The 12086-nt window shown below is 70.7% G+C and carries 7 protein-coding genes; 4 read left to right on the top strand and 3 right to left on the bottom strand.

The genetic code is table 11. From position 1 onward, the window contains the following. The first annotated feature begins 6 nt into the window (after nt 1–6). Together add and AB0O93_RS13470 are read left to right on the top strand one after the other, a co-directional pair. The gene (add, locus tag AB0O93_RS13475) at nt 7–1041 is read left to right on the top strand and encodes an adenosine deaminase (RefSeq protein WP_363344167.1); all 1035 of its coding nucleotides are present in this window, start codon (nt 7–9) and stop codon (nt 1039–1041) included. Between the two features lie 17 nt (nt 1042–1058). Continuing rightward, complete coding sequence (locus tag AB0O93_RS13470; protein ID WP_363344165.1) at nt 1059–1637, top strand: helix-turn-helix transcriptional regulator; 579 nt, start codon at nt 1059–1061, stop codon at nt 1635–1637. Between the two features lie 40 nt (nt 1638–1677). On the opposite strand, the gene AB0O93_RS13465 is transcribed toward AB0O93_RS13470, so the two are convergent. From AB0O93_RS13465 to AB0O93_RS13455, 3 genes are read right to left on the bottom strand one after another with little or no spacing between them, the layout of a single operon-like run. Beyond that, nucleotides 1678–2262: a nucleoside deaminase gene (locus AB0O93_RS13465; RefSeq protein WP_363344163.1), complete on the bottom strand. Its 585-nt coding sequence runs from the start codon at nt 2260–2262 to the stop codon at nt 1678–1680. Between the two features lie 2 nt (nt 2263–2264). Continuing rightward, entirely contained in the window at nt 2265–5093 is a 2829-nt protein-coding gene (locus AB0O93_RS13460) for a molybdopterin cofactor-binding domain-containing protein (protein WP_363344161.1), read from the bottom strand. Next, a complete protein-coding gene (locus AB0O93_RS13455) occupies nt 5090–5917 on the bottom strand; it encodes an FAD binding domain-containing protein (protein ID WP_363344159.1) in 828 nt (275 codons plus the stop codon). The genes AB0O93_RS13460 and AB0O93_RS13455 overlap by 4 nt, the downstream gene beginning before the upstream one ends. Before the next feature lie 622 nt (nt 5918–6539). Here AB0O93_RS13455 and AB0O93_RS13450 point away from each other — a divergent pair. Both AB0O93_RS13450 and AB0O93_RS13445 read left to right on the top strand, forming a co-directional pair. After that, the gene (locus AB0O93_RS13450; protein ID WP_363344157.1) at nt 6540–10493 is read left to right on the top strand and encodes a hypothetical protein; all 3954 of its coding nucleotides are present in this window, start codon (nt 6540–6542) and stop codon (nt 10491–10493) included. Between the two features lie 44 nt (nt 10494–10537). Next, on the top strand, nt 10538–12061 hold the full coding sequence (locus AB0O93_RS13445) for a SpaH/EbpB family LPXTG-anchored major pilin (protein WP_363344155.1): 1524 nt from the start codon (nt 10538–10540) through the stop codon (nt 12059–12061). Nucleotides 12062–12086 lie beyond the last annotated feature (25 nt).

Genomic DNA, 12086 nt, shown 5'->3' with positions numbered 1-12086 from the left:
TCCCTCATGACCGTTGCGCTCCGCGACTTCGCCCTCGGCCTCCCCAAGGCCGAACTCCACCTGCACCTCGAGGGCACGCTCGAGCCCGAGCTGAAGTTCGCCCTCGCCGAGCGGAACGGCATCACGTTGCCGCACACGAGCGTGGAGGAGATCCGAGCGAGCTACGACTTCACCGACCTCACGAGCTTCCTCGCGATCTACTACCCCGCGATGGAGGTGCTGCAGACCGCGGACGACTTCCACGACCTCGCGTGGGAGTACCTCGTCCGGGCGAAGGCGCAGGGTGTCGTGCACGCCGAGATGTTCTTCGACCCGCAGGCGCACACGAGCCGCGGCGTGCCGTTCGAGAACGTCATCGGCGGCTACCGTCGAGCGGCCGTCCGCGCGGCGGACGAGCTGGGCATCACCGCGGAGCTCATCCTCTGCTTCCTGCGGGACTTCTCCGCCGAATACGCCATGGCCACGCTCATGGAGGCGCTGCCCTACCGCCGGTGGATCGTCGGCGTCGGTCTCGATTCGGACGAGCGCGACAACCCGCCCGGGAAGTTCGCGGCGGTCTTCGCGCGCGCCAAGGCCGAGGGGTTCTTCCTCACGATGCACTGCGACATCGATCAGGTCGGATCGATCGACAACATCCGCGCCGTCATCGACGAGGTGGGCGTCGACCGCATCGACCACGGCACCAACATCGTCGAGGACCCCGCGCTGGTCGCGATCGCGAAGGAACGCGGTCTCGGCTTCACGACGTGCCCGGTGTCGAACTCGTTCGTGACCGAGCAGATGAAGTCCGACGAGATCGTGGGGCTCCTCCGCGAGGGGGTGCGCGTCACGATCAACTCCGACGATCCCGCCTACTTCGGGGCGTACGTCGGCGACAACTACGTCGCGCTCGCCGAGCAGGCGGGGCTCTCGCACACCGACCTCGTGCAGCTGGCGATCAACTCGTTCGAGGTGTCGTGGATCACGCCGGCCCGTCGGGCGGCCTATGTCGCGGCGGTCGAGGAGTACGCCGCCGCCCACGACGTGCCGCTTCCCGGCTGAGGCGGGGACGCGCGTCGATGAGCGATTCCACGATCACCGACGATGCCGCCGCCGCGCGACGGCTCGGCGCGCACGTGCGGCGGCTGCGGCACGCGCGCGGGCTCACGCTCGTGCAGCTGGCGGAGCGGATCGAGCTGTCGCATCCGTTCCTGAGCCAGCTCGAGCGCGGGCTCGCGCAGCCGAGCCTCGGGTCGCTTCGGCGCCTCGCGATCGCGCTCGAGACCAGTCCGATCGAGATCATCGCCGCCGCGGACGAGGATGCCGACACGACGCCCGCCGTGCAGGTGGTGGGTCCGGATTCCGGCGCGGTGCCCGAGGGGTTCGCCTCCGGCACCGCGCGGATGCTCGCGCATCGCCCTGGCACATTCCGGCCGATGGAGATCTCCGGCGACGCGGTCGAACCGGGCGAGCACTTCGTGCACGCGGAGGACGAGTTCGTCTACGTCCTCGCCGGTCGCGTGCGCATCGAGCTCGACGGGCACGTGCACGATCTCGAGCCCGGGGCGTCGGTCTCCTCACCCGGGGGGACGTCGCACCGGTGGTGGTCGGCGGACGGCGCGCCCTTCCGGCTGCTCGTGGTCAAGCAGGCGTGGTGAGCTCTCGGTTCGACGGGACCGACGACACGGGCCCCGGGCCTCAGCTCTCGCCGCGGGCGTTGTAGACCACGGCGTCGCTTGCGCCGTACGCGCGATACACCTCGAGCGCGTCGTCGCGGAGGATGTCCTCCGTCACGCGGATCCCGCGCGCGGCGAACTGGTCGGCCCAGTCGGCGACCATGGGGCCCTCGTCGAAGCCGCTCAGCTCTTCGAGCTCGGGTCCGGATCCGGCGACGACCAGATGACGGATGCCGCTCCACATCGTCGCGCCGTAGCACTGCACGCAGGGGCGCCAGTTGACCACGAGCGACAGCTCGGCGCCGGCGCCGAGGTCCCAGCGGCCGAGGGCGGCCTGAGCGAGCCCGAGCGCCATCACCTCGGCGTGGCCGGAGGTGACCCCGGTGGAGAGCACGACGTTGACCCCGACGGAGACGAGGGCACCGGTCGCCTCGTCGACGACGATCGCGGCGAACGGTCCGCCGTTGCCTTCGCGCCAGTTCCGGTCGGCGAGACGGTTGACCAGCGCCATCCGGTCCTCGAGGGTCGGGAGGGTCTCGGGCAGATCGTCGATCTCGGCGACGAGCCAGTCGGGAAGGCTCATGGTGAAGGTGGTGGCAAGCGACATGGCTACTCCGAGGGGGTGGGGGTCGGGGCGCCCTGCGCGGCGCGCCAGACGCGCTGCCGGGTGAAGGGCTGGTGGAAGACCCGGGCGCCGAGCGCGCGCGAGATGGCGTTGCCGATCGCGGGGGCGACGGGGTTGTAGGGCGACTCGCTCATCGACTTCGCCCCGAACGGACCGACCCGGTCGGAGGTGTCGGCGAGGAGGATCTCGGTCTCGGGGACGTCGGCGAACTGCGGCACGCGGTACAGCCGGAACATCGGGTTCTGCACGCGCCCGTCCTCGACGAGGACCTCTTCGTAGAGCGCGCTGCCCACGCCCTGCGCGACACCGCCCTCGATCTGACCGCGGAGCTGGGCGGGGTTGATGACGGTGCCGGCATCCGCTGACTGCACGGACTGGAGGATCCGCACCGAACCGGTCTCCGGCTCGACCGCGACGCGCACCGCGTGGACGTTGAACGCGACCGACCGGAGGTCGCCGTCCTCGCCGCCGAGCGCGAACAGGCCGTTCTCGTCGCGCTCGTCGTCTCCGGCGCGGGCGACGACGTCGGCGAACGACACGACGCCCGCCGGGGTCGAGACGCCCGCGTCGGTGAGGGTCGCGTCGGCGACCTCGACGCCCGCGATCTCCGCGGCGAGGGTGCGCATCCGTTCGGCGAGGGCGTGGCAGGCGGCCGTGAGGGCCTTTCCGGCGACGGTGATGCCGGTCGAGGCGAAGGCGCCGGTGTCGTGCTCGACGGCATCCGTGTCGGCGTTCCACAGACGCAGCCGCGAGAACGGGGCGTGGAGGACGGATGCCGCGATCTGGCGGAGGACGGTCGTCGTGCCGTTGCCGAACTCGGCGGTGCCGACGCGCAGGACGTAGTCGCCGTCGGGGCGGAGCGAGACGCGGGCGCGGGAGACGTGCCCGCGCGGGGCCATCGTCGCGATCATCGCCAGCGCCATGCCCTCCCCGACGAGCCAGCCGTCGGGGGCGGTGGCGCCGTCACCGCGCCGCAGGGCGTTCTGCGCGAGGTCGAGGCACTGGTCGAGTCCGTAACTTCCGATGACCAGGTCTTCTTCGTAGGGATCGTCGTCGGGGTGGAGGCGGTCGTCGGCGCGGATGACGTTGCGGCGGCGGAGCTCGAACGGGTCGATGTCGAGGCGTTCGGCGAGCATGTCCATCGCCGATTCGACGCCGAGCATCACCTGGCCGAGCCCGTAGCCGCGGAACGCGCCGGAGGGGACGTTGTTCGTGTACACCACTTCGGCGTCGATGCGGCGGTGCGGAACGCGGTACACGGTCGTCGACTCGGCGACGCCGTGGAACATGACGCCGATCGCGTGGTTGCCGTAGGCGCCGGTGTCGCTCAGGACGTCGAGGCTCATCGCGGTGAGCGTGCCGTCGGCGTCCGCGCCGAGGGTGACCCGCACGCGCATCGGATGCCGGAGCGCGGAGCGCGTGAACTGCTCGGTGCGCGAGAACTCGTAGGTCACGGGCCGGCCGGCGCGGAGGACGGCGAGCATCACGAGGTCTTCGGTGAAGATCTCCTGCTTGCCGCCGAAACCGCCGCCGACGCGCGCGGCGAACACGCGCACGCGCTCCCGCGGCATGTCGAAGACGTGGGCGAGTTCGTCCCGCGTGAGGAAGGGCACCTGGGTGGAGGAGCGGATCACGACCCGTCCGTCGTCGTCGAGCCAGCCGACGCTCGCGTGGGTCTCCAGCTGCGCGTGGATGACACGGGAGTTCTGCCACTCGCCGGAGACGACGGCGGAGCTCGCGGCCAGAGCGGCATCGACGTCCCCGGTGGTGTCGTGCATGGACGCGATGACGTTGCGACCGGCCTCGAAGACGCGGTCCTCGGTGGTGCGGTCGGGGTGGAGGAGCGGGGCACCGGGGGTGCGCGCCTGTTCGGGATCGAACACCGCCGGGAGTACGTCGTACTCGATGCGGACGAGGCGGGCCGCGGCATCCGCCGCCGCGGCGGTCTCGGCGACGACCGCGGCGACGCGCTGTCCGATGTGGCGGACGACGTCGTCGAGGACGCGGGTGTCGTCGGGGTCGTCTTCGCGGTGCTCGTGGCGGCCTGTGGAGAAGCGCGTGGCGGGGGCGTCCTCGTGGGTGAGGACGGCGACGACGCCCGGAACGGCGAGGGCCGCGCGGGTGTCGATCGAGACGATGCGGGCGTGGGCGTGCGGGGATCCGACGACGCGGAGGACGAGGGTGTCGACGGGTGGCTGGGCGAGGCCGCTGTCGTGGCCGCCGGCGTCGTGGGTGCCGGTGTCGAGGGTGAAGGGCTCGAGGCCCTGGACGATGCGGCGGGCCGCCTCCGGGATGACCGAGGTGCCGATCCCCCCGGTCGCGCTCCCGGTCTCGGGGACGGCACTCCCGGTCTCGCGAACGGCGCCGAGCGTCGACGCGCAGCCCCCGACGGAGGCCTCGATCGCGTCGCGGATGGGGCGGTAGCCCGTGCAGCGGCAGAGGCTCCCCTTCATGCGGCGGTCGAGGTCGGGGAGATCGTCGGGCGTCAGGGTGGAGGCGGTGACGGCCATACCGGGGGTGCAGAAACCGCACTGGAAGCCGAAGCGGGCCACGAGCTCCTCTTGCACCGGATGCAGCTCATCAGCGGGGGCGAGGCCGGCGGCGGTGGTGACGACGGATCCGTCGACGCGCGCCGCGGGGATGATGCAGGAGTGCACGGGTTCGCCGTCGAGGATGACCGCGCACGCGCCGCAGTCCCCGGCGTCGCAGCCCTTCTTGACCGAGATGGTCCCGGTGGAGCGGAGGAGGGTGCGGAGGCACTGGCCGGGTGCGGCGTCGCCCTCCCATTCGCGGCCGTCGACGGTGAGTCTCATCGGCGTTCCTTCAGGTCGCGGCGGACGCGTTCGGCGAGGACGGCGGTGATCTCGCGCCGCCAGTCGGCGTCGCCGAGGGCGTCGGTGAAGAAGTCGGCGGGGCTCCGGACGTCGGTGGCGAGCAGCACCGGGTCGGGGAGGGTGTCGTACGCGAAGACGTGCGGCGTGAGGGTGGATGCCGTCACGGCGACGGTCGTGGCGCCGTCGGTGTCGCGGCGGCCGACGACGACGATGCCGGATCGGCCGAGTTCGGCGAGGGCCATCTTGTGGAACGACACCGTCGCTTCCAGGGCGGATGCCGGGACGTCGATGGCGCGGAGGACTTCCCCGGGTGCGAGGGTGTTCGTCATCTGGCCGGTGACGAAGTCCGCGACGGGCTGCCGGCGTTCCCCGCCGTCGGGGGTCCAGATGATCGCGTCGGCGTCGAGGGCGGTGAGGAGGGAGACCATCGCGGCGGCGGTGAACGACTGGCAGACGTTGCCGCCGACGGTGGCGGTGTTCCACACCTTGAACGACATCAGGAGCGCGTGCGCGGCATCCGTCACCGCGGCGAGGGCGGGCCAGGTCGGGTCGCGGCGCTCGAGCGATTCGCGGGAGAAGTCGACGAATCGGCGGATGGTGCAGGTCGCGGCGATGCGCAGGCCACCGGGGTGCACTTCGAGGTCGGGCCAGTCCATGCGGGTGATGTCGACGAATCCCGTGACGTCGGGTTGGGGCTCGCTCATGAGCCACGTCCCGCCTGCGAGGATGCGCTCGCCGGGGGCGAGGGCGAGGTCGTCCCGGGTGCGCGCGAAGCGGTAGGAGGTGACGGAGGTGATGTCCATGCGCCTTCCTTCCACGGATGCCGGATCGGGGACTCCCCGAGTGAATCAGGCCCGGATTTCGCGGGTGTTAAGCGCGCGGGCTTCCGACAGGGTCTGCCACTTTCGACTCGGGGTTGCTTTTGGACTTTGGATTCATTTACTTTGAGCCGAAACGATCACATGTGTACATGCTGAGAACGTGCGCACATGGCGCCCGCCTAGGGAGAGAGCCTTTGGTTCGTCCCTGTCCTGGACTCACATGATTGCGCAAAAACTCCCCCCTGCTCGCCCCCGGTCCGGGTGGCGCCGTTCGTGGATCGCCTCGATCGCCCTCGTCGCTCTGGTCCTCGGGTTGTTGAGCGGCTTCGGCACGGGGATCGCGACCGCGGCGGAAGCAGGCACGGTCGTCGGAGCAGGCGCCGTATCCTCACCGCAGGAGGCTCCGTCACCGGGTCCGACCGAATCGCCGGTGCCCTCACCCACCGCGGGTGAACCATCGGCGCCGTCGCCGACCGAGACGCCCGCGCCCGGGGAGGCCGCCGAGACCCCCGCGCCGGCCGAGAGTCCGACGACATCCCCGACGGTGTCGTCGGCGCCGTCGGCTCCCGAGTCCACCGCGCCGGTTGCGCCACGGACGAAGAGCGTGAACGCGGCCCCGGACGAGGTCTCGCTCCCCGATCCCGAGAGCCGATCGGCCGTGTCGATCTTCGCCGCCGGCATCCCCGCCGACCCGGTCGAGGTGTGGACCGAAACCTTCGAGCAGGGACTCGGCACGACGGCGGCCTCGGGGATCGCGACGTATGCGGGCGGGCGCTACACCGCGTCCGTCGGATGGCGGTCGGGAGCGAACTGCACGGGCGTTCTCGTGAACTACACGGCGGCTTACCCGAATGTGCAGTTCTGCCCCAGCCAGGGTGCGAGCACCGTGTCCGCCCGCGAAGTCCGGCGCCTCGCCGATGTGCTGGGCCAGCTGAACGCCGGCGCGGTCGGGGGTACCGCCTCCACGGCGCCGACGACCAGTTCGAGCGCGCAGACGCGTGCGAATCACGCTCTCGTCGCGCGCCCCTACACTGCGGTGACGACCGGACAGACGACGGTGCTGGAGAGCGGATCACCCCTCGGGATCTCGGCCGACGGCGGTCGCTACTACACACTCCGCTTCGACGCGGCGGGCGCTCCGTGCGGAGCGAACAACCCCGCGCTGTCCCTCAGTCTGTTCGCCGGATCGACGACGCTTCTGAGCGCGTTCCCGACAGCCGTGAACCCTTGCACGACGACGGGGCCGGTGTTCTACACGTCGACGCCGGCACTGGAGCGTTCCGGCGGCGGGACGGATCCCGTTCTCAGTGCGTCCGCCCGCGCGGCCACCTTCACGGGCTCGTCCGCCGCCCTGCTGTCACCGACGCAGATCGAGGCCGCGCGCATCCGCCTGACCAACACCGTCACCGGTACCGGCAGCGGATTCGGCATCGACAACCTGCGTGTGCTGGATGTCACCCCCACGCTGGACTGGTCCTTCAGCCCCGACAGCGTCCCCGAGGGCACGCCGTCGACGCTCACCTACACCGTGACCAACACGGACGATCTCATCGCGAAGACCGACTGGTCGTTCACGAACACCCTTCCGACGGGCGTCGTCGTCGCTCCGACTCCCGCCGTGGGTGGGAGCTGCACGCAGGTCGCAGGGACCGCCTTCACCGTCACCGCGAGTGCGGGGGCGGGGACCGTCGCCGTCGCGGGAGGGGACCTGGGCTCGGGAACGGCCTCCTGCACGGTGACGGTCGACGTCGTCGCGACGGCGGAGGGCTCCTTCACCAACACCCCGGACGACGTCGTCACCGTTCTGAACCCGCCCCAGGCGGCCTCGCTCACGTCGACCCCCGCCAGCCGACTCACCGTGCGCAAGGATCTCCCGGCTCGGGCGTCCTCGACGGATCAGTTCACCCTCTCGGTGCGGAGCGGCTCGACGGTGCTCGCGTCCGCCACCACGACCGGATCGGCGACCGGCGTGCAGCCCGCACAGGTCTCGCGACTGATCGTCACCGCCGGTCAGACCTACACGATCAATGAGACACCGGCCTCCGGGCCTGCCCTCGGCTACGCCAGCTCCTACGAGTGCGCGCTGGACGGCACGGTCGTCGCGGCGGGTGCGTCGCGGTCGGGTTCGATCACCATTCCGGAGGACGAGGGCGCGGAGATCGTCTGCACGTTCCGCAACACCCTCCAGCAGCCGCAGCTCGCGTGCGACAGCGGATTGTTCTACGGCGTGACGACGAACGGAGCCCTGATCCAGGGCGACGCCGTCGGCGGGGGGCAGGCGACGGTCGGGTCGTGGTCGAACGTCACGGGGGCGAACTCCCTCGGCGTGGGGGCCGGGGGAGCGTTCGCCTACGCTCTGAACCGTTCGGGGGATGCCGCCAACGTGCTGTCGATCCTCAAATGGTCCTCCGCCGGCGGGTTCGAGACGATTCCGAGCTCCACGTACACCACGGTCGGCGCCGGCGGCGCCGCCGTCCCGGGCAGTCTCGTGGCCGGCGCGGTCGACCTCTCTACGGGCCGCTACCTGTTCGGCAAGTTCAATGCCGGGTCGTTCCACCTGTGGAGCTTCACGGAATCCAACCCTGCTGCGAGTCGCTTCGCCTACGTCGGGTCGTTCAACGCCGGTGCGGCGCCGAACGGCAACGGAGACATCGCCTTCGACTCCCGGGGGAATCTCTACGTCCTCGGTGCGGCGACAGTCAACAACTCCAGCAGCGTCGCGATCTTCACGGTGTCCGCGCAGACCCTCGCGACCGCGAACGGCGGAACCCTTGCCGTCAGCACCTCCACGCCGCGCGCCCTGACGGGCCTCGACGCCTCCCCGGCCTTCGGTAACGCCAACGGGCTCGCCTTCTCGCCGCGCGGCACGGCGTACGTGTCCAGCAACACCAGCACCTACGAGTTCGACCCCACCACATGGACCCGGATCGCCGGTTCCCCGCGCGTGGACTTCGCCTCCACGGACTTGGCCACCTGCACCTCGCCGGGCACCGTCACCGTGCTGAAGAACGTGGTGGGGCGCGCCGCCGCCGCCGACCAGTTCACTCTTACGCTCTCCGGCGACAGCGGCACGGTCGGTACGGCGACGACCACCGGATCGGCGACGGGTCGACAGGCCGCCCAGGTGGGTCCCTTCCCCGCGCGTGTCAACACGCCGTTGACCGTGTCGGAAGCGATGGCGGCGGGTTCTGCGTCCGTGATCGGCGCCTACACCGTTCGGTTGGAATGCTGGACGGACGGGGTGCGCATCGTCGACACGACGGCCACTTCGGCGAGCTTCACGATGCCCGATCGTCTCGGCGCCAACGTCGTGTGCACCTTCTTCAACTCTCCGAGCCCTGTCGCGACCGTCACGATCACCAAACGCGTCCTGGATCCGGCGACGGGTCAGAGCGCAGCGGCGCGCGGGTGGAGTCTTGGTGTCGCGGGCACCGCGACGACCGGTACCTTCTCCGTGCTGCCGAGCGAAGCTCCGCGTCAGAACAGCGACGCGTCGGGCAACGCCGTCTGGACCGTGCTCTTCGGTTCCGCGTCCTCCCGCGCGACGCTGGTCGTCTCCGAGGTGCAGCAGACGGGGTTCACGTTCGTGAGCGGAGCGTGCACCGTCAACGGGGCGACGGTCCCGGCATCCTTCACCGCGGCCGGCGGTCTCGTGTCGGCGTCCCTCCCGGGGATCGCCCCCTCCGCCACGGTGGCCTGCACCCTGGTGAACCAGCCCATCACGACCCTCACTCTGGTGAAGTCCGTCTCGTTCGGAACCGCGGCACCGACGGGCTGGCGGCTCTCGGCGCAGGCGCCCCAGGGCGCGCTGGCGGGGCCCGCCGGAGCAACCGGCGTCGCGGCGACGACGAATGTGCCGGTCACTCCGGGGCGTCCTTACCGTCTCAGCGAATCGGGCGGGTCGGCGACGTACGTCCAGGTCGGCACGTGGCGGTGCGCCGAATCCACGGGCGCCGAGGTCGCGGTCACCCCCGAGGGGGATGTGACCGTGCGTACCGGAGCTGCAGTGACCTGCACGGTGACGAACGCCACGGCGAGAATGACGCTGCTGAAGGACGTCATCACGCCGAGCCCGGGATTCCAGGCATCGACGTGGACGATCACGGCGACGCCGGCGATCCTGCCCGGCGCGACTCTTCCGGTGCAGAATCGCGTCGGGGCGACGTACGACGCCGCCGGCAACCCGGCGAGCACGTTCGAGGTGCGTCCCGGCCACGAGTACACCCTCTCCGAGGCGCCCACGGTGCCCGGTACGCGACTGGCATACCAGACGCTGCGGCTCGAGCGGCTCGAGGGTGCGGAGTGGGTTCCCGTTGCCGACCGGACGATCACGGCGCCGCCCGCCGGCGGAAGCGTCGTCTATCGCTTCGTCAATGCGTCCGTCATGGGCCCCACGCTGCCATTGACCGGCGGTCTCGGCGCGGATGCATTCGTGATCGCGGGAGGCCTCCTCCTGGCCGTGATGCTCGCCGGTGTTCTGCTCAACGCCAGGCGGAGCACCCGACGCGGCCGCTCCGGTTCGGCGTTCGTCCTCCGCCCCTTCGACCATTCCTCCTAGCTCCACTCCTCCTCATCGCAGTGTCACTCCCTGAAAGGAAATCCATGTCCATCCGCAGAAAAGCAGCCGCTGCTGTCAGCGTGCTCGCGCTCGGGGTCATCGCGGCCGTCGGAGCTGTCGCTCCGGCGTCCGCTGAGACGCTCCCCGGAAACATCGACACCACCGTCGACCGCTCGCTGACGATCCACAAGCACGCACTCGGGCCCTCGACCCCGCTCAACCCGTTCTCCACGGGCCAGGAGCTGGCCACCCCGCCCGCGGACCCGCTGCCGGGAGCGCAGTTCACGGCCACGCTCGTGGCGGGTGTCGACCTGTCGACCCCCGAGGGCTGGACGACGGCCGCCCAGCTGACGCCGGCGCAGGCGGCTCAGCGCCCCAACACGGTGAGCTTCACGTCGTCCGTGAGTGACAGCTCCGGGATCGCGACCTTCTCCGCCGACCCCGGGACGTATCCCGACGGCCTGCCCATCGGCCTCTACCTCGTCTCCGAGACGCAGCTGCCTCCGGGAGCGACCAACCCGGCCGCGCCGTTCCTCGTCACCCTTCCGCTCCCGACCGGAGCTGCCGGTTCACCCGCGAACCAGTGGATCTACGACGTGCACGTCTACCCCAAGAACGCGGTGACGCAGCTGACGAAGACCCGCATCCCCGCGCCGGCCGGTTCGGTCGAGCGCCGCAACCCCGACCTCATCCGGTGGGCTCTCGCCTCGTCGATCCCGACGCTGGCCGCGGGTGACTCGATCGAGACGTTCAGCATCTCGGACCAGCTGCCGAGTGAGCTGACGTACCTGACCCCGACGACCACGCCCCAGGGCGTGACGCCGTCCGATGTGTACGTGACGAACGCCGCCGGCGTCCGCCAGGCCTTCGCCGAGGGCACCGATTACACGATCACCGAGCTGGACGGCACGGTCACGGTCTCCTTCACCCCCGCCGGTCTCGTCCGGCTCACGTCCCTGCAGGGCGGAACCGTCACCTTCGAGGTGCTCACGCGGGCGACGGAGATCCCCGGTTCGGGTGTCATCGTCAACAACGCGACGGCCAACGTCAACGGCGCGACCGAGACGGTCGCGGGCAGCACGCCGATCGGTCAGCTGACCATCAACGCCTACGCCACCAGCGATGGCGCGCGGACGCCGCTGGCGGGTGCCGTGTACCAGGTCTTCCTGACCGAGCAGGACGCGATCAACGGCGCGAACCCGATCTCGGTCGACGGTGAGACGACCTGGACCACCGGGCCCGACGGCAACGTCGTCATCCCGATCGTCACTCCCGGCAACTACTGGGTCCGTGAGATCACCCCGCCGGCAGGGTTCCAGCTGCCGTCGCCGGATCGCGTGCTGACCGCGGTCGTTCCGGGCCCGACCTCGACCGTGGCGCCCGTGCGCAACTACGTCGAGTTCGCGCACAACCAGGTGCCGGCGTTCGTGCTGCCGATCACCGGTGGTGACGGGGGTGTCTGGTTCGCCGCGGGTGGCGCAGCGCTCCTCTCGGTGATGCTCGGTTCGGCGCTGTTCGTCGCGCGTCGCAACGCGCGGGCGGCGCGTGCCGAGACCGCTGCCGTCTGAGTTACCGTCGCACAGTGAAGAAGGG

The organism is Microbacterium sp. NPDC077184 (assembly GCF_040687055.1).
GTDB lineage: Bacteria > Actinomycetota > Actinomycetes > Actinomycetales > Microbacteriaceae > Microbacterium.
This window is presented reverse-complemented; position numbering and strand designations above follow the sequence as displayed.